This window comes from Desulforapulum autotrophicum HRM2, assembly GCF_000020365.1.
Classification (GTDB): domain Bacteria; phylum Desulfobacterota; class Desulfobacteria; order Desulfobacterales; family Desulfobacteraceae; genus Desulforapulum; species Desulforapulum autotrophicum.
The window spans coordinates 2749838-2768105 of sequence record NC_012108.1; the positions used below are offsets into that span (position 1 = coordinate 2749838).

At 45.7% G+C, this 18268-nt stretch carries 15 protein-coding genes; 8 read left to right on the forward strand and 7 right to left on the reverse strand.

Annotated features, from left to right (window positions below; all coding sequences use genetic code 11):
* Positions 1 to 37: 37 nt before the first annotated feature.
* Both HRM2_RS11990 and HRM2_RS11995 read left to right on the forward strand, forming a co-directional pair.
* On the forward strand, positions 38 to 691 hold the full coding sequence (locus HRM2_RS11990; RefSeq protein WP_015904270.1) for a flavodoxin family protein: 654 nt from the start codon (positions 38 to 40) through the stop codon (positions 689 to 691).
* Positions 692 to 738: 47 nt separating this feature from the next.
* Positions 739 to 1161, forward strand: a complete 423-nt coding sequence (locus tag HRM2_RS11995) for a QcrA and Rieske domain-containing protein (protein ID WP_015904271.1) — start codon at positions 739 to 741, stop codon at positions 1159 to 1161.
* A gap of 153 nt (positions 1162 to 1314) precedes the next feature.
* Here the strand turns inward: HRM2_RS11995 and HRM2_RS12000 are convergent, their stop codons facing one another.
* On the reverse strand, positions 1315 to 1884 hold the full coding sequence (locus tag HRM2_RS12000) for a TetR/AcrR family transcriptional regulator (RefSeq protein WP_015904272.1): 570 nt from the start codon (positions 1882 to 1884) through the stop codon (positions 1315 to 1317).
* A gap of 225 nt (positions 1885 to 2109) precedes the next feature.
* Between HRM2_RS12000 and HRM2_RS12005 the strand changes: the two genes are divergently transcribed.
* Both HRM2_RS12005 and HRM2_RS12010 read left to right on the forward strand, forming a co-directional pair.
* Positions 2110 to 2778: an NAD-binding protein gene (locus tag HRM2_RS12005; protein ID WP_015904273.1), complete on the forward strand. Its 669-nt coding sequence runs from the start codon at positions 2110 to 2112 to the stop codon at positions 2776 to 2778.
* A gap of 189 nt (positions 2779 to 2967) precedes the next feature.
* Positions 2968 to 3168, forward strand: coding sequence for a cold-shock protein (locus HRM2_RS12010; protein ID WP_015904274.1), 201 nt, complete (start codon positions 2968 to 2970; stop codon positions 3166 to 3168).
* Positions 3169 to 3367: 199 nt separating this feature from the next.
* Here HRM2_RS12010 and HRM2_RS27645 read toward each other — a convergent pair whose 3' ends face one another.
* Positions 3368 to 3535 (reverse strand): hypothetical protein, encoded by a 168-nt coding sequence (locus HRM2_RS27645; protein WP_232364259.1) that lies wholly within the window; start codon positions 3533 to 3535, stop codon positions 3368 to 3370.
* Positions 3536 to 3588: 53 nt separating this feature from the next.
* Between HRM2_RS27645 and glgP the strand changes: the two genes are divergently transcribed.
* Positions 3589 to 6135, forward strand: coding sequence for an alpha-glucan family phosphorylase (gene glgP, locus HRM2_RS12015; protein ID WP_015904275.1), 2547 nt, complete (start codon positions 3589 to 3591; stop codon positions 6133 to 6135).
* Positions 6136 to 6339: 204 nt separating this feature from the next.
* Positions 6340 to 9537 carry a cache domain-containing protein gene (locus HRM2_RS25210; protein ID WP_015904276.1) on the forward strand — a complete coding sequence of 1066 codons (3198 nt, stop codon included), beginning with the start codon at positions 6340 to 6342 and terminating at the stop codon, positions 9535 to 9537.
* Between the two features lie 198 nt (positions 9538 to 9735).
* Here HRM2_RS25210 and HRM2_RS27650 read toward each other — a convergent pair whose 3' ends face one another.
* The 3 genes from HRM2_RS27650 to HRM2_RS12035 all read right to left on the reverse strand — a co-directional run bounded on the left by HRM2_RS27650 (position 9736) and on the right by HRM2_RS12035 (position 11950).
* A complete protein-coding gene (locus tag HRM2_RS27650) occupies positions 9736 to 10035 on the reverse strand; it encodes a putative Na+/H+ antiporter and related arsenite permease (protein WP_015904277.1) in 300 nt (99 codons plus the stop codon).
* Positions 10036 to 10083: 48 nt separating this feature from the next.
* Complete coding sequence (locus tag HRM2_RS12030; protein ID WP_015904278.1) at positions 10084 to 10374, reverse strand: hypothetical protein; 291 nt, start codon at positions 10372 to 10374, stop codon at positions 10084 to 10086.
* A 340-nt stretch (positions 10375 to 10714) separates the two neighbouring features.
* The gene (locus HRM2_RS12035; protein WP_015904279.1) at positions 10715 to 11950 is read right to left on the reverse strand and encodes a dicarboxylate/amino acid:cation symporter; all 1236 of its coding nucleotides are present in this window, start codon (positions 11948 to 11950) and stop codon (positions 10715 to 10717) included.
* A gap of 318 nt (positions 11951 to 12268) precedes the next feature.
* On the opposite strand from HRM2_RS12035, the gene HRM2_RS12040 reads away from it, so the two are divergent.
* Positions 12269 to 13414, forward strand: a complete 1146-nt coding sequence (locus tag HRM2_RS12040; protein ID WP_041273233.1) for a type 2 periplasmic-binding domain-containing protein — start codon at positions 12269 to 12271, stop codon at positions 13412 to 13414.
* Here the strand turns inward: HRM2_RS12040 and HRM2_RS12045 are convergent.
* A complete protein-coding gene (locus tag HRM2_RS12045; protein WP_015904281.1) occupies positions 13386 to 14045 on the reverse strand; it encodes a response regulator in 660 nt (219 codons plus the stop codon). The two genes, HRM2_RS12040 and HRM2_RS12045, sit on opposite strands and share 29 nt — an antisense overlap.
* Positions 14042 to 16393: an ATP-binding protein gene (locus tag HRM2_RS25220; protein ID WP_187149363.1), complete on the reverse strand. Its 2352-nt coding sequence runs from the start codon at positions 16391 to 16393 to the stop codon at positions 14042 to 14044. Before HRM2_RS25220 ends, HRM2_RS12045 begins: the two co-directional genes overlap by 4 nt.
* 495 nt (positions 16394 to 16888) lie before the next feature.
* On the opposite strand from HRM2_RS25220, the gene HRM2_RS12055 reads away from it, so the two are divergent.
* A complete protein-coding gene (locus tag HRM2_RS12055) occupies positions 16889 to 18121 on the forward strand; it encodes a sodium:solute symporter family protein (protein ID WP_232364260.1) in 1233 nt (410 codons plus the stop codon).
* Positions 18122 to 18268: the final 147 nt, after the last annotated feature.

Here is an 18268-nt window from a genome sequence, read left to right on the forward strand (position 1 = left end):
AACAATTCAAAATCGAATAAAAAAAGGAGTATACACTATGCAACCCCAAATTTTAGGAATTTCAGGGAGCCCGATAAAAAACAGCAACACGGATCGTTTAATTCAGGCTGTGCTTAACAGCAGCGGTCTCAGATCCGAATTTGTAAAACTGAGTAAGATCAATGTAAAACCCTGTATCGCCTGTCTTGGATGCACAAAGGACAACATCTGTAAGGTCAAGGATGATTTTCCGCAATTGGCTGAAAAGGTTCGACGAGCAGATGCAATTGTTGTTGGTGGATATTCACCCTATGGTTCTGTTGATGGATTTACAAAGGCGTTTCTCGAAAGATTGTTTTCTTTACGACATCAAAATGGTCTGAACCGGGGAAAGCTTGCGGTTGTAGTCGCTTCAGGAATTGGCCGGGGAGCCCCTGGGCTTGAAGAGACAAGTAAACAGATTGAGCATGCATTGACGGTGGAGGGAATGGAGATATTGGGTAATCTGAAAATCACCGGAAATACAGAATGTCTAGTCTGCGGATTCAGTGAAACCTGCCCAATGAGCTCTTTGCCCTGGGTCTTTGGGGATGACACGAAAGTCACCCCTGATAAATTCTGCAAAGTTGAAGACCAGACTGAAATCTGGGACAGAGCCAATCAGTTGGGGTTGGAAATTGCCCAGAAAATTAAGCACAGGGTTCTGATGTAGTAAATACGAATGAAGATAAACAGGGCTTCTAACCCAAGGGAGAAAAAATGACTGTAAAATTCTTGGAAAGGAGTTTTTTCCAACGATTGCTGGGGATATCGGCAACGACCATGCCCATTATTGAGGACTGCTGGGACTATTCAGACGGGAAGCTTATTATCGATCTGGGCAAGGCATTGGAGCTTGCAACCCCTGGTGGTGCAAGTCGGTTTGAAGGTAAAAACCTTCCCAAAAGGGTGCTCGTTGTTTACGGGGAGGACGGTGAGTATCGTGCCTTTCACAATTATTGTACCCATCTGGGACATCGCCGGTTGGACCCGGTTCCCGGAACCAACACCGTTCAATGCTGCAGCATTAGCAAGTCAACCTACGATCCAGACGGGGAAAAAATCTTTGGTCCTGCACCCCATCCAATCATCCGTTTTCCTGTAAAAAAAGAGCAGGAAAACCTGATCGTATCGATTAACTGAAACCCAGTGGGCATAGGTGAAAAGAAAACAGCCATGCCCATCTTTTTTAAAAACCTACACTGGAACGGTTGACAGTATCCAGTGTCTCCGACAATCGCCGAAGGCATTGTCTTTTCACGACAGAAAAAAATGACGACCAGAACACTGAAGGTTCTATTTCTCTTCCCAGGGAAGCCAGGCCAACCCCTCTCTTACCCCCTGGCGCATGCGGTCTGCAGATCCTTTCTGGTATCCATAAATTCTTATACCAAAAATGTGAAACATGATGCTTGTGGCACGCTGCCGGCTCATTTCCCTGCTGAACTCTCTTTCAAGATAGGCCTGGAAAACCTTTTCTATCTCCCCCAGTTTGGTGGATGCCAAGTGATGAAGGGCGTTGTCCTCACCAGCCATCTCAAGCTGGGTTTTAATGAGAAAACAGCTGCAATAATTTTTCCGGGTTGATTCATGTATAATCGTCTCAAAGAACTTACAAATACCCACACGGACACTTGTTGCAGTATCCAGGGTGTTGCGAATTCGTGAGATGGATTTTTCAGCATAACTCTCCAGCGCTTCCCGAAACAGGGCTTCTTTATTTCCAAATGAGTTATAGATTGAACCGGGTTTAAGACCCGTGGTTTTTACAACCTGCTGCATTGATGACGCACTAAATCCATTTTGCCAGAAAAGGCCGATGGATTTATCAATAATTTCGTTTCTGTCAAATTGCGCTTTTGCCATGTTAACCTCGTTTCTTTTTAGGTTTCAGATATTTCACAACCATTATACAGCCTGTGCCATAATTTACAACAATATTTTGAACAACCATTCAAATAATCATTAACAGTTTTTTTCCAGGGTTTACTTTGGATATCTATTTAAGTTATAACCTTTTTATCTGCGGAGTCACCAAAACTGGAAAAATGCCGTGGGTTCCACTTTAATCAAAGGGAAAAGGGAAACGATATGGGGGAAATGGTTCTCATCGTAGGTGCCGGTAAATTTGGCCGAAAAGCGGCCCAAAGGTTGAGGGAACAAATGCCGGAAACCACCATCATCGCGGTGGATCAAAATTTTAGTGACTGCAAGAAAATCGCGGTCTTAGGTGCCCATACAGTCTGCGCGGATGGGGTCTGGTTTCTCGATCAACTGCTCCACAAAAACCGGGAAAGAATTTCATGGATCGTCCCGTGTGTGCCCATCCACCTTTCCTGGGAATGGGTACGTCTTAACCTTCCCGGGGATAGGCAGGTGCACCCATGTCCACCCCCACCGGAGGTTATTGATATGCTGCCCAATCCCATGGAGGGGGACGAAGGGGTCCTTTACATGAGCAACGCCGATTTCATTTGCCCTGACAACTGTCCAGAACCGGCGGATTTCTGCACCGTGACAAAGAAACCCAGACCACGGATTCTTTATCAGAGCCTGGGATCCATCAAGATACCGGGCTGGCAGTCCATCGTTGTTCGCAGTCACCAACTGGCCCCGGGGGTAGGTGGATACACGCCCGAGGCTCTATATAATGCATTGTCATGCATCAAAACAGAAAAGACTTCAGTGCTCTTCAGTACCGCCTGCGCCTGCCATGGCGTTATGATGGCCTCTGAAATCTGGCCCAAAAACCCTTTTTAAAAAAAAGTTATAGCGCTTGATTTAATTTGCCTTTGGTGTTATTGTTACCACCATAATTTAGCTGGGTTGTAATTTAGCAGCCTGCATGTTTTGTACTTAAGGGAAGAATAAATTGTTGAATAAGCACATCATTGTGGCAACTACCTCAAGTTCGAAACAATTGAACTTTATTTTTTAGGAGATTGTCACATGGCTAATGGAACTGTAAAATGGTTTAACGATTCAAAGGGTTTTGGTTTTATCGAGCAGGAGAACGGAGAGGATGTTTTCGTTCATCACTCAGGAATCAACGCTTCGGGTTTTAAATCACTTAACGAAGGAGACAAGGTAACCTTTGACATAGAGCAGGGTCAGAAAGGACCTGCTGCTACTAATGTCACGGTAGTATAGTTTGCAACTTTAAAATCATTTAACCCCGATGGGTTAGTCAGATTTTAGTTGAAAATAGATTCGTAAAAGCCCCTTTGGTTAATTTCATCGGGGCTTTTTTTTGTTCACCCGGTGCTTTTACCCAGCAGGGATTTTTTTATCACAAATTCCTTCAATTCAGTAGAAAATCCCTTTAGATTCATCCTCTCATCGTTCTGAATCAGCACAGCACCTCAGGGGGGGCACGGGCACCTTCGGCTTTTCTTTCCATGACTTGTTCAAAATAAATTAATGACGAAAATGTTCCGATAAAATCCAGGTCTGGACAGACATTCCACGTGGGCGTATATCTGGTGGAAGGACACAACTGGCCCAATGTAATATTCATGGTATCTGTAAAAAGAAACGGGTCGTGCTTTCAGGCAAATTAGAGGAGAAACCATGGAAAAACAAAAAAGACTGAAAAGTCAAATCAATGATCTATTCCCCACCAAGATCCAAGGATTCGATTCCCTTGCCGAACTTGCGCTGGATATGAATTGGTCGTGGAACCATTGCACAGACGACATATGGAGACAGATTGATAGGCCGCTTTGGGAGTTCACACAAAATCCCTGGGTGCTTCTGCAAACAGTCTCGCAGGATCGACTCAGTCATGTTCTGGCTGATCGTGGTTTTCGCAAGAAGGTGGACGCTCTTGTGCAGGCCAGGCGCAAGGCAGCCAAATCACCGGCATGGTTTCAGCAAAATTATTCAAAGTCTCCCCTGACCGTCGTCGCCTATTTCTGCATGGAATTCATGTTGAGCGAAGCGTTGCCCATTTATTCAGGCGGGTTGGGCAATGTGGCCGGAGATCAACTCAAGGCGGCCAGCGATCTGGGTGTGCCGGTAATTGGTGTGGGGCTCCTTTATCAGCAGGGGTATTTCCGCCAGGTAATAGACAAGAATGGCGCACAACAGGCACTTTTTCCGTACAATGATCCGGGGCAGTTACCGATCACACCGTTGCGTCGGCCCAATGGCGAATGGGTGCGGTTGGAAATCCGGTTGCCAGGTTATTCCGTTTGGCTGAGAACCTGGCAGGTCCAGGTCGGCCGGGTTAAATTATATTTGCTGGACAGTAATGACGCGGCTAATTATCCCGCCCATCGCGGGATTACCAGTGAACTGTATGGCGGCGGTCCAGAACTGCGTCTCAAGCAGGAAATTCTTCTGGGTATCGGTGGATGGCATTTGCTTAATGAACTGGGCATAAAGCCTGAAGTATGCCACCTGAATGAAGGCCATGCGGCTTTTGCAGTGCTGGAAAGGGCTCGAACCTTTATGGATGATACCGGGCAATCCTTTGAGGTGGCACTCACCGTCACCCGGGCGGGCAACCTTTTTACCACCCACACACCCGTGGAAGCGGGTTTCGACCGTTTTGCACCGGCCCTCATCGCCCAATACCTAGGCTGGTATGCCAAAAACAAGCTCGGCATCCCGCTCCACGACCTGCTTGCCCTTGGTCGACAGGACCCGAACAACACGGCTGAACCATTTAATATGGCTTACCTGGCAGTCCGGGGAAGTGGGGCTGTCAACGGTGTCAGCCGTTTGCACGGGAAGGTGAGCCAGAAAATTTTCACACCACTCTTTCCCCGGTGGCCAAAAGTGGAAATCCCCATTGGACATATTACCAACGGTGTCCATATGCCGACCTGGGACTCTGAAGCGTCTGATGATCTCTGGACAAAAGCCTGCGGGAAAGACCGATGGCTTGGGGCGGGCGAAACATTGGGACAGAATATTCACAAGATTACGGATGCCAGACTATGGCGATTTCGAACCGATGGTTGCAAATCTCTTGTTGAATATGTTCGAAAACGTTTATCCCTGCAGCTATCCGCTTCAGGTGCATCGTCACAGGAGGTTGATGATGCAATGCATTTGTTTGATCCCCAGGTTTTAACATTGGGCTTTGCCCGGCGTTTTGCCACTTATAAGAGACCAAACCTGCTGCTTCATGATCCTGAACGCCTGCTGCGCCTGTTGAGCAATCCCGGGCGCCCGGTGCAGCTCATCCTTGCCGGCAAAGCACATCCGGCCGACGAGGCCGGCCGGTCATTAATACAGCAGTGGACCCAGTTCGCCCGCCGGCCTGAGGTACGACCCCATGTGATATTTCTCAGCGATTACGACATGCATTTAACCCAGCGTCTGGTTCAGGGGGTGGATGTCTGGCTCAATACCCCCCTGCGCCCTTGGGAAGCAAGTGGAACCAGTGGCATGAAGGTGCTTGTTAACGGCGGAATCAATCTTTCCGAGCTTGACGGCTGGTGGGCGGAAGCATACACACCGGGAACGGGATGGGCACTGGGAGACGGCAGGGAACATGGCAATGACCCTTCCTGGAATGCTGATGAAGCCGAAGCGCTCTATGACCTGCTCGAACGAGAAGTGATCCCTGAATTTTATTCACGTGACGCAAACGGGATAGCCACTGCATGGGTTGCACGGATGCGGGAAAGTATGGCGCACTTGACACCACGGTTTTCCTCAAATCGAACGGTTCGCGAATACACGGAACAGCATTATCTCCCAGCGGCCAATGCATACCGTAAACGCTCTGCGAATAAGGGTACGGCAGGCAAGCAGATTATCGATAGGCACAACCTGCGGGAACAAAAATGGGATGCACTGCATTTTGGTGAGGTTAAGGTGGAGACGCGCGACGGACAGTATATATTTGAAATTTTTCTCTATCTCAATGATCTTGACCCTGATGCAGTACGAGTAGAAATTTATGCCGAAGGCATTGATGGAGAAATGCCGGTACGGCAGAAGATGAAACTTATTCGTCAAACCCATGAAGCCTTGGATACTTATGTTTACACCGCGGCGGTGTCTGCGGTCCGCCCGTTGACTGATTACTCTCCTCGGGTCATCCCACATGATGACGCCATTGCGATTCCTCTGGAAGAAACACGGATCCTGTGGCAGCGATGATTCAATCAAATGAAAGACTTCTTATAAAAGGCCAAAGGAGACTAAATCCCACACAAAAAAGTTGTTTTATCTGGCAAAATAAAATTTTTAAAGGTATCGTAAATAAAGAAAAAATCAGTCTTTACATAAGACCCTCTTTATAAATTGGTTGACATCAATCAGCTTTTAAACTTGCAGGCGGGCTTTTTTTGACGCGGAGCAATCATGAGAAAAAAAATCAACCTGATCAAATTCATACAGATATGGGGAATCATTTTTATAGTCGGATTCGGCGTTAGTATTATTTTTATTGATATTATCAGTTTTTATCGTGATCTTAATTCCCGTACTGATCAAATACGTTCAGATTACATTGCCCAGCATAAACAAATCATCAAACAGGAAGTGATGCGTGTTGTTGATATGATTCGTTATGAAAAAGCACAAAGTGAAAGCGTAACAAGGGCAGAGATCAAATCGCGGGTTTATGAAGCATTTGATATTGCACATAATATTTACCTGCAAAATCAGGAGAATGAAAGTAAATCAAAAATTCAGCAAATGATTCTGGATGCATTAAGGCCCATCCGATTTGAAAACGGAAGGGGTTATTATTTTGCAATCCGCCTGGATGGTAGAGTAGTCCTTTTTGCGCACAAACCTCAGATGGAAGGATTAAATCTGCTAAATATTCAAGACACACGAGCCCGATATATCAACAAAGATATGATCAAAATTGCAAAACAATCCCACGAAGGCTTTTATGAATACCACTGGACAAAACCGGGTTCACCAGGCAACGACTTTAAGAAAATCACTTTTATCAAACAATTTGAGCCCTACGACTGGTTTGTCGGGACTGGTTTGTATGTGGGTGATGTTGAGAGTCAGATCAAAGCTGACCTGCTATCAACGATCAGCAGGATCCGGTTTGGAAAAGAAGGATATGTTTTTGTCAACAAATTCAATGGGGATGCTTTAGTCTCAAATGGACAACTTTTTTCCGGAACAAAAAAACTTTGGAAGGTTTTTGATGATAATCCTAAAAAGATGAAAGATATTTTTAAAATGGAACATAGTGCCGCTTTAAAATCTGAAGGTGATTATCTTTATTACTCACATATTAAATTGACTAACTCAGGCAAAGAATCTCAAAAAATATCATTTGTTTACGGAATCCCTGGTTTGCAATGGATTGTCGGTGCTGGCGTTTATCTTGATGATTTAGAAACAAATATCGGTTTAATGCAAACGGCGTTAAACAATCATATGAAAATAAAAATTCTTTATTCTATCCTGTTGATCACGGTGATATTGACGGTTTTTTCTCTGTTTTATAATCGGTTGAACAAGGGACTCAGGAATGATTTTAAACTTTTAAATTCATTCTTTAACAGGGTGGGGCATTCGGATGAAAAAATTGATCGTGAACATATTAAATTTACTGAACTTGATCAGATGGCGGAATATGCCGACAAGATGCTGACGGACCGCCGGCAGGCGGAAAAAACGTTGGGAGAGAGCGAAGCAAAATATCGGCTTTTGGTTGAGAATCAAACCGACATGGTGGTGAAGGTGGATACTGAGGGCCGGTTTTTGTTTGTCAGTCCATCCTACTGCAAAGTGTTTGATAAAAAAGAAGAAGAACTGTTGGGTCAAAAATTTATGCACCTTGTCCATGAAGAGGATCAAGAGTCAACAGCAAAGGCAATGGAAACGCTTCTTTCTCCCCCCCACACCGCCTACATGGAACAGCGGGCTTTAACAAAAGAGGGCTGGCGGTGGCTTGCATGGGTAGATACGGCAGTTCTTGACGATGATGGAAAAATCACAGAAATCATCGGGGTGGGCCGTGATATCACTAAACGCAAGCAGATGGAAGATTCGTTACTTAGAATATCCCAGGAATGGCAAACCACCTTCGATGCCACCAACAGCGTAATCTGGATTCTTGATAAAAATCAGCAGGTGGTTCGCTCCAACAAGACTGCTGAGCATTTTTTCAAAAAATCAATTGATCAAATGATTGGGAAACAATGCTGGGAAATTGTACATGGCACAGACCTGCCCATCGATGAATGTCCTCTTAACAAAGCACGTGAAAGCCTGCGCCGTGAAACCATGGATCTCCAGATCGGCGAAGGTTGGTTTGAAATTGCCGTGGACCCGTTCTTGGATTCAGCAGGACAGTTTTCCGGAGCTGTTCATATCATTACAGACATCACTGAACGTAAAAGGGCGGAAGCAGAAAAAACCAAATTGGAAGCTCAATACCGTCAGGCCCAGAAGATGGAATCCGTTGGACGTCTGGCAGGTGGAGTCGCCCACGATTACAATAATGCATTAAGTGTGATCATGGGTTACACTGAAATGGCTATAGATAAGATAGATCCAGTCGAACCACTGTATGCTGATCTTAATGAAGTTCTCAAGGCCGCAAGACGTGCAACAGATATTACCAGACAATTGCTGGCCTTTGCCCGCAAACAGGTTATAGCGCCCAAGGTGGTTGATTTAAATGAAACCGTCGAGGCCATGCTTAAGATGCTCCAGCGCCTCATCGGTGAAGATATCACGCTTGCCTGGTTGCCAGGACCTGAATTATGGCCCATCAAAATGGACCCGTCCCAGATTGACCAGATTTTGGCTAATTTATGTGTTAATGCCCGGGATGCCATCACCGAAGTCGGTAAAGTCACTATTGAAACCAAGATGGAAACTTTTGATACAGCTTATTGTGCCGATCACCAGGGCTTTATCCCGGGCGAATTTGTCATGCTGATTCTAAGTGATAACGGCTGTGGCATGCATGAAGAGATCCGGAATAATATTTTCGAACCATTTTTCACCACAAAGAGTAAAGACAAGGGAACAGGGCTTGGATTGGCAACAGTTTACGGCATTGTCAAGCAAAACAGCGGATTCATCAACGTATACAGTGAACCCGGCATTGGGACGACCTTCAAGCTATATTTTCCCCGGCATGAGGGAGATTGTATTACGGTTCAAACAAAAAACACTGAAGAAATTCCCCAGGGTAGCGGTGAAACAATTATGCTTGTGGAAGATGATCCAGCTATTTTAAAACTTGCCCAGCAGATCCTCAGTGGATTGGGTTATAATGTGTGGCCCTCAAATACACCGAAAGGGGCCGTAACTTGGGCTGAGAATCATACAGGCAAAATTCATCTGCTCATCACGGATGTGATTCTGCCTGAGATGAATGGGCTTGAACTTGCAAATAAGCTGCAATCCCTTCACCCTGATCTCAAATGTATCTTCATGTCTGGATATACGGCTGATGCCATTGCCCATCATGGTGTTCTTGACGGTGATGTGACTTTTATTCAGAAGCCATTCTCCAAATTAAATCTGGCAAAGATTGTCAGAAAAGTTTTAAATGGCCGGTTGAACAGGGCTTGAAATCCATGCCTTGACCATGGCATCACATCCCTGGGGGGTTCCAATAAGGGTAACTGCTGAACCAATGTTGCTTGATACAGCAAGCCCCATGAAAAAATGGAAGGAGATTTAATCCGGCTTAAATTAAAAAAAGCGCCAACACCGGTGTGAATGCAAAACACACGATGTCATTTGCCAATAATGGTGACAACAGGGCACTTACAACCATGGTGAACAATAAAAACAGTCTTGGATGGGTATAAAATGGCACAATTTCCAGTGAAACCCAGGTGTACCCCCCCCAAGTCGAAGTTGTGCAGAAATAATCATTAAAGCGTAAAGCAGCAATATAGTGGGCAGATCAATGGATTTTAATACATCTTCCGGGGTATCAACACCAGAAACCACCATGGCTATGGTGCCAAGAAGAGCAATGCCAACTCGGTCGATAATCAGTCCCGGTATTTTTCCAAGGGCCATGCCGATATAGGCAGAACAAAAAACAATCAGGCTCAACATCGGTAGAAAGCATTTATTATCATGATCACGCGCGGTTTATGGAACGTTTTACTTCTCCAGGATCTGGATGGTCGAGATATTGTTGATCGGCACAATACATTTTTTGATATGAGTTGAAAAAAAAAGATATCTTTTGATATGAACATTCCTCAATACCAGATGGGTTCCGGTTTCTGACAAGTCAGCAACATCAGCGTTGAAGAAAAATCGGGTGTTCTGTACAGGATCTTTTTCCTTGAATACCAGTTTGACCTTTTTGTCCACCAGGTTGAGGTAATCACCCACTTTTTCCAGTTTGAGCAGACCTTGAATCTGAAATTGTACTTTTTTGTTTGTCATTGAATCGCCTGTGTCTTGATTGTTTTTTGTTCAACTTTTAAACTTAGGGTTCACTCAAAAATAAATTACCAATTTTGGTGGTCAAGTCGCCTGCCCTGCAAGGCGTGAAAATGCAGGCATATCAGGAATACGCCGAATTTTCACAACGCGGCAGGGCTAGATGAATTGGCCTCCAAAATGTAAAGTTGTTTTTGAGTGAGCCCTTAAGTCCTGGTGGATGGGGTCGGTTGTTATATTCCACTTTTTATCAGAATGACTCCATATACATTAAACCAGCAAAAAGAACAATAATGCAAACACCATGTAAACAGTCAATCCCGAAAGTTGAGTTGTTTTATGTTCAAGCCGGGTTTTCACCAAGCATATCCTTCAGGGGCATTGCTGTGATTTTTCTGTCCAGATCATTTTCAAGGGCAGCCACCACAAGACCAGCAGAGTTGTCACCAAAAATGTTAGTCGTTGTTCTGAACATGTCAAGTATTCTGTCGATTCCTGCCACAATGGCGATGCCTTCCAGGGGGAGTCCCACGGATTCCAGTACCAGGGTGAGCATGATCAGACCGCCTCCGGGTATGCTGGCGGTTCCGATGGAAGCAAGCACTGCTGTCATCACAATGGTGGCCTGCTGGGAGAAAGAAAGATCAACCCCGTAGATATTGGCCACAAATATTGCACCGACAGACTGATAAAGGGCTGTTCCGTCCATGTTTATGGTAAGGGCCATGGGCAGTGTAAAACCAGACACCCGGTCTGCCACACCCAGCTGTTTCTGGGCGCGCATGGTAAAGGGAAAAGCTGCGGCTGCGCTGCAGGTACTCAGCCCGACCAGGGCAGGTTCCATGACTTTTTTGAAATAATGAATGGGGCTTGTGCGGCCCAGGAGCTTTACAGCACCGGAGTAGGTGAAAACAATGTGAATAACGCAAGCGATGAAAGTGGCCGCAATCAGTTTGCCCATGGGCAGTAAAATGGCAAGACCGAATTTACCACTGGTCCAGGCGATCAGGGCAAACACGCCATAGGGTGCCATTTTAATTACGATATCGGAGAATTTAAACATTACCTCTGCCATGGCACGGAAGAAATCTGCCACAGGCTTCCCCTTGTCTCCTGCCAGGGCCAGGGCCCCACCGAATAAAAGGGCAAAGACAATAATCTGGAGTACATTACCTTTGGCCAGGGCCTCAATGGGATTAAGGGGAACCATGTTGACTATCATCTGCATGGGGGAAACAGGTGTCGGCCGGGTAATGTCAGCCACTTCACCCAGGGAGAGCCCAATGCCAGGCTGGATAATATTGGCAACCACAAGCCCGATGACCACTGCAAAAAAAGTGGTTGTTATAAAATAAATCACAGTTTTTATTCCCAGGGAACCGATTTTTTTCGGATCTCCGGCACTGACAACACCGGTAATTAAAGTGGATAAAATCAAGGGAACAACGATGAGTCTCAGACAGCGAATAAAAATGTCTCCAATGGGTTTCAGGTAAGCCGCTTTTTCCCCAAGGATGATGCCTGCAAAAAAACCAGCAACAAGACCAATGATGATTTTGTGATAAAGTTTAAGCTTCATGCCATTCTCCTAAAATAATAATTTTTTGATGATGTAACAATTGATCATTTCGTTGTCTATTTCTGACGATCACATTAGGGAACTTGGGGTACATTGTCTATTGGGGAAACCCCTAAAAAAAGATTTAAAAGCACCTATTTAATAAAAGAACAGCAGCTTGGAAATCGATATATTTCCCCTTGCTTTTTTTGGGGAAATGATAAGAGAATCTGAGAACAATTTGTTTTCCAAGGCAGGCAGTATCAAGAAGAGAAGAACTTATCTGAATGGTTGCCTGAAAATTGTGATGCCAAAAAAACGGGGATGGAACCTTTTGAGATGAAAAAAAACATACTGGAAAAAATGCTGCAATTGTCGGGAACCGCCACAACGGTTACTGCCATTGCGGCCATGGGCTTTTTTCTGTCATTACTGTGGGGGGGTATTTTTAAAACCCACTATATTGCCCGGGCTGAAACATTGACACTCACCTATGCCACCAATACAGAACCCGTAGGATTACGGGGCATTGCCGAAAAAGGGTTTATTGATGAAATAGAAAAGTTGGGCAAAGGAAGGATTAAAATCAAGGTATATTGGCGTCAGTCCTACCTCATTGACAAGGAAATCCTGGAAGGGGTAAAGGACGGTACCGTGGATATGGGGCATGTAAACATAAATTATTATCCTAAGCGACTGGTCAAAAACGGTGGGATAACTCTTTTACAGCAGGGACCGGACCGTTACGAGGACAGGATATGGGTATATAACAAGATCTACCAGGATATTCCAGAGTTGGGTGCAGAATTTGAGAACTACAAGCAAAAAATCATATACACCTATTCCGTGCTTCCCCTTGCAGGCTGCTTTACCAGGGAGGCGACCTCACTTGGGGATTTTAAAGACCGGAGAATCCGGGCCTCAAGCCGCTGGCTTTTAAAGATCCTCGAGGGTGCCGGGGCAATCCCGGTGGATACCCCCTGGAAAGACAGCTATCTGGCGCTTAAAACCAATGCCCTGGAAGGGGTTTTTACCAATATAGATGCCATCCACAGAATCAATCTGGATGAAATTGCTCCACATATTGTAATATTCCGGGAACTCTGGAATCCCGTTCCCTTCCATGTCACCATAAATCTTCCAAGATGGAACAGTTTACCCAGGGACATCCAAACAGTGATTGAGCTAGCATCTGAAAACGCCAGCAAGAGATTTGCCAACATCTATCGGCCCATGCTGGACGAGATCGTTTCAGACCAGAGAAAGGCGGGATATACGGTAACTTTCGCCACAAAAAAAGATATTCAGGACTGGCTCGCCCTCAAGGAAATTGAAAAGGTCAAGGCCCAGTGGATCAAAGAGGTTAATCTGGTTACAGTCAACGGGAATGCAGGGAGTATCCTTGAAAAAATTGAACAAATTGCAGCCCAGGGGATCATGAAGCAGTCCGGGTCCGTCATCCAAGCTCCACCAGCCCTTTTCTGATGGCGTATTTGGTCAATTCCGCAGTCCCGTTGAGCCCAAGTTTTTTTTGGATATGGTTTCGGTGGGCTTCCACAGTCTTGGGGCTGATATAGAGGTGGCCTGCGATCTCCCGGTTCGCGTGTCCCTCGGCTATCAGTTGCAGTACCTCTCTTTCCCGGGCAGACAATAGATCCAGTCCCCTGGGTTCAAGGCTGAGGCCCTGCTTTTGCTGGACATAATTTTTAATCACCTTTTTGGAAATGGAAGGGCTGAGAAAGCAATCTCCTGCATGGGCTGCATGGATCGCTTTGATTAAATCAGTGGGGGCGGATCGTTTGATCAGGTAACCAGACGCCCCGGCCCGCAGGGTTTCAAAAATATACTCTTCAGTACTGTGCATGGACAGGATCAAAATTTTTACATCCGGATACTTTTTTTTGAGCTGACGCGTTGCATCCATGCCGTTTAATTCCGGCATGGAGATATCCATCAGCACCACATCCGGGGCTAATTCTTCTACCATTTTAATGGCTTCCCTTCCATTCTCAGCTTCTCCAACCACCTCAATGTCTGGCTCTGAATAGAGAAGGGAACAGAGCCCTTTTCGAACGATGGTATGATCTTCAGCCACAAGCACCTTGATTTTGTTCATTTTCGCTCCTGCCATGGAATTTCTGCCGAAACACACGTGCCCTTGTCCAGGCTGGACCAGATATCGAGTTTCCCTCCCAGGATGGCAATTCTTTCCCGCATCCCCAGGATTCCCAGTCGGTCGTTCATTGTTTCATCAGACAGGGTCGTTTCAAGATCAAAACCCTGCCCATTATCTTCAACCATAAAAAAAATCATGCCGTTTTGTTTCTGGGTAATGGAGATATCCACCCGGGTTGCCTGGGCATGTTTAAGCACATTATTCAGCGCTTCCTGCACCAATCGATAGAGCGTCGTTTCGATCTCCTGTGCAGGTCTTTCCGGAAAATCAGACCCGTCAAAGATCAGTTGGATATTCACCTTTTCGCCAATACGGCGCAGATACCACTGAATGGTGGATTCCAGGCCAAAATCCCTGAGCATGGGCGGCCAAAGATTAAGGGAAAGATCATGTGCCTGTTCGGTCAGGCGGTTTATAATCGCCTGGGTATCATTGACCAGTCCGGGAAGCCGTTGTTGAGGGTCAGGTAAAATCAATTTTTTAATGGCGGCCAGGTTGATGTTCGCAGCAGTAAGGGCTTGACCGATTTCATCATGAAGCTCAAACGATATTTTCCTGCAGGTTGCTTCCTGCATCTCGAACACTTTTGCAGATAGCCTTTCCAGATCTCGATGATAGCGCTTTTCCGATTTTTGCAGATTGACGCTTTGAATCGCCACTGCCAGGGATGCGGCTACCTCTTCAAAAATATCAATTTCCACCATATGTGGATAAGACCGGGTAGCCTCTGACAGATTCAAGGATCCGATCAACTTGCCGTTTGAAATAAGAGGAATGCAGGTAAAATGGTTGATCCTATCGTCCGGAAAGGTCAATGCAACAAATGAGCTTGCCGAAAGATTTTTACAATTCACAGTTACCCGTCGTCCCTGGTTCAGGATACCGGGGTTGAATTCACTGATGGGAAAGGATGAACTGGTCAATGCTCTTACTCCCGAATCAGAGTTCACCTCTGCCAGGGTGGCGGTCTGTTTTTTAAAATCAAACAACACAACACTGGCCCAGCGGCAGGCATTAAGATCTCTCACATGTTGAAGAACCTCCCAGGTGATTTCGTGGGAAAACTTCCCAGCCAGTATTGCCCGGTCGATCCGATGAAGGAGGTTCAGTTGATTTGTGTAATAGTTCAAGGTTTTTTCAACCCGCTTTCGCTTGAAGGTATTCACAACAAGGGCAAGAATGACCAAAGAAAGGCCCGCAATACTTGCAACTACGCTCAAAACCAGCTTTTTGTAAGTGGCATAAAATGAAAAGGGGATGTTTACGAGCTGGGTGCCTGACGGAAGCTTTTCCTTAGGGATATTGAACCGCTGCATCAGTTTGTAGTCAAACATATGCCGGTTAAGGCTCTCCTTGAAAATCGGAATTGTTGAAGCAAGCTCCCCGTTTAAAATCCGCAGGGCAATTTTTGCCGCCATTCTCCCATGGGCACTGCCGCTGGACATTTTACCGCCGAGGACGCCATTTCCCAAATAGCTGTCCCAAAACGAATAAACAGGAACAGGACAGTCCTGGATAATTTTTTTAAATCCATCTCCCATGGAAATTTTTTTCCCGGTTTTGTCCACCGTAAAATTGACAAAGAGCACCACGGTTCCAGGTTGCAGGGCTGCAAGTCTTTGCCTGAGTTCTTCACTGGTTTGGGCGCCAATGAAGTGAAACATGGTCGGATCCCTAAAATGCTTGAAATTTCGTATAAAGGTCTTAATGATGGCAATGCTGGTGTCGGTTCGATCCACCACCACAAGAAGTTCCCTTGTTTTTGGATGGAGACCAAGGGCCGTTTCCACGGTTTGTATAATATCAATTCTTTCCACCACCCCGGTAAATTGTTCATAGCCAAACATTTCAAACTCTTCAAAATAATTAACACCGCAGAAGACCACGGGTGTTTTCGGGAATAGTTTTTTCTGGTAATCCATAAGAAACCGGAAGGCGGAATCATCCGTGGCAATGATCACATCAAACCTGATTTGAGCATACTTTTTTCTGAAGAATTCATAAAGACTCAGGATATGCACCGAGCCCTGAACCCTCTCCACATCCATGTATTCGTAATAAATATTTGTGTCCATCTCCAGGTTTTTTTGACTGGCAAGGGTTTCGTCAATGCCCTTTGAAATGCTGTCATCCCAGGTATGGCCTTTGTGAAAAGAATGAAGAATCAGAATATTTTTATTGGGAAGATCCGCGGATAAAGCCGCTGAAGATGTGAGGATCAGAACCACCCAGGCCAGAATAATTTTCTTAAAATGGGTAACCCCGATATTTGCTAAAAAAATACTCACTACCACCATAACCATCGAAAAACATTTACGATCAAACCATTCCATCTTAAACAGGAAAAATAACCAAGAAAGAGCGTTAGTTGTAAATCAGTTTTGACAAAATATCAAATTCAATATGGACAATAACTTTTTTAATGGATGATCAAGAGCATATTGTTATTTTCTGTGTAAGTAGACGGAGAATATTGTTTAATCCAGGCATCAAGGTGGAAAGTTAAACCATGCGACCTGGAATTGCCAATATCATCTGATTTGAATTCTAAAATGCAGAAACGAGCAATATATGGGCAGCTGAAAAAATATCTCGGTGAAATTTTTAAATGTTTGGCAGCATAAAGGAATACAGTAAAGTTGACACTTGAGTCTTGCAAAGACAGAATTTCGAGAGTATACAGATTCCTGCATCAATTTTGCTGGGAACCTGGAGGACGTGTGGAGTACTATCTTTATATTGCAGTTTTTATTTTTTCTTTTGTTACTTTTTGCATTCTAGTATTGGGTAAAAGCCGAAAGGTAAAAACCGGGCAGGATTTTTCCCTGGCCGGCCGTTCCTTGACCGCCACCCAGGTCTCCTGGGTAATCATCGGGACCCTGGTGGGTGGGGTGTCCACCATCGGAACTGTTCAGACCGCCTATGATCATGGGATAACGGCATGGATTTTCACCCTGGGCAGCGGGATTTCCTGCTTTGTGCTGGGCTGCTTTTTTGCCGTGGCATTGCGGCGGGAACAGGTGGCCACAGTATCGGAATTTCTGGGGCGGTATTTTGGTGAACGGTTCCGGTATTATACCAGTTTTTTTAATTCCCTTGGCATGTTCATTCATATCATTGCCCAGTACCTGGCGGCCATGGCCATTCTTGAATCAGTGTTCGGATTCTCCCAGGGGGTGTCCATGGGGGTTACAATTATTCTCATGGCCGTTTTTGTGCTGTCCGGCGGTATTGCCGGGGCAGGGGCTGTGGGAAAAATCAAATTTTTCATGCTCTATGGTATCATGATATTGTCTGCAGGCCTGGCCCTTTACCGCGGTGGTGGAATCGGAAGTATAATTGACGGTTTACCGGCGGCAGGAGGGTATCTTGATTTTTTCGCTCCCGGTGTCACCCCGACCCTGGTGGATCTGGGATCAATGGTGGCTGGGGTATTGTCCACCCAGATTTATCTTCAAGCCATCTTTTCGGCAAAGACCGTCCAACAGGCCAGGAACGGAGCGTTTTTAAGCGCAATGGTTATTCCGCCCATCGGTATCCTGGGAGTCATCATCGGGCTCTATCTCCGGGCCAATTTTCCGCAGTTGGAAGGCGGCAGTGCCCAGGCCCTGCCGTTTTTCTTCAAACTGGCCCTGCCGCCTGCCGTTGCCGCCTTCTGTTCTGCCGGCCTGCTGCTGGTGATACTTGGAACCGGTTCAGGCCTGGTGCTCGGGGTGGCTACCAATCTGTGTCTGGATGGATTGCAGACCATACAGGGTAAAGATAAAAATTCAACCCATAGCCTTGCTGCGGCCAGGTTTTGTGCGTTGGCAGTACTGATCAGTTCTGCCGGTTTTGTATTCACCGGTTTTGACAGGGCCATTCTTCAATGGAGTTATCTGTCCATGGGGCTTCGCGGTGCATCCGTATTTGTCGGTCTCTGTGCGGCTATTTTCATGGAAAATCACCTCGGGTCAAAGGGGCTTCGGCCGATACTCTATTTTCTTCCTATAGCTTACCTGGCATTGAACTTTTAGTCTGAATTCATAATTCCCTGGCCCCCATTGATTTTTTGGTTACTTTTTGTCTGATCAGCGAGAAACAAGGGGGGCCTCTTTACCATGACAGGCTGGAACCTTGCCTGGGTACAGGCCTGAGACTGGAAAAATCAAGTCACCTTCCAA

Coding starts and splice junctions, on each gene's coding strand:
- HRM2_RS11990 (WP_015904270.1), top strand. CDS start 38: ATGCAACCCCAAATTTTAGGAATTTCAGGGAGCCCGATAAAAAACAGC.
- HRM2_RS11995 (WP_015904271.1), top strand. CDS start 739: ATGACTGTAAAATTCTTGGAAAGGAGTTTTTTCCAACGATTGCTGGGG.
- HRM2_RS12000 (WP_015904272.1), bottom strand. CDS start 1,884: ATGGCAAAAGCGCAATTTGACAGAAACGAAATTATTGATAAATCCATC.
- HRM2_RS12005 (WP_015904273.1), top strand. CDS start 2,110: ATGGGGGAAATGGTTCTCATCGTAGGTGCCGGTAAATTTGGCCGAAAA.
- HRM2_RS12010 (WP_015904274.1), top strand. CDS start 2,968: ATGGCTAATGGAACTGTAAAATGGTTTAACGATTCAAAGGGTTTTGGT.
- HRM2_RS27645 (WP_232364259.1), bottom strand. CDS start 3,535: ATGAATATTACATTGGGCCAGTTGTGTCCTTCCACCAGATATACGCCC.
- glgP (WP_015904275.1), top strand. CDS start 3,589: ATGGAAAAACAAAAAAGACTGAAAAGTCAAATCAATGATCTATTCCCC.
- HRM2_RS25210 (WP_015904276.1), top strand. CDS start 6,340: ATGAGAAAAAAAATCAACCTGATCAAATTCATACAGATATGGGGAATC.
- HRM2_RS27650 (WP_015904277.1), bottom strand. CDS start 10,035: ATGTTGAGCCTGATTGTTTTTTGTTCTGCCTATATCGGCATGGCCCTT.
- HRM2_RS12030 (WP_015904278.1), bottom strand. CDS start 10,374: ATGACAAACAAAAAAGTACAATTTCAGATTCAAGGTCTGCTCAAACTG.
- HRM2_RS12035 (WP_015904279.1), bottom strand. CDS start 11,950: ATGAAGCTTAAACTTTATCACAAAATCATCATTGGTCTTGTTGCTGGT.
- HRM2_RS12040 (WP_041273233.1), top strand. CDS start 12,269: ATGAAAAAAAACATACTGGAAAAAATGCTGCAATTGTCGGGAACCGCC.
- HRM2_RS12045 (WP_015904281.1), bottom strand. CDS start 14,045: ATGAACAAAATCAAGGTGCTTGTGGCTGAAGATCATACCATCGTTCGA.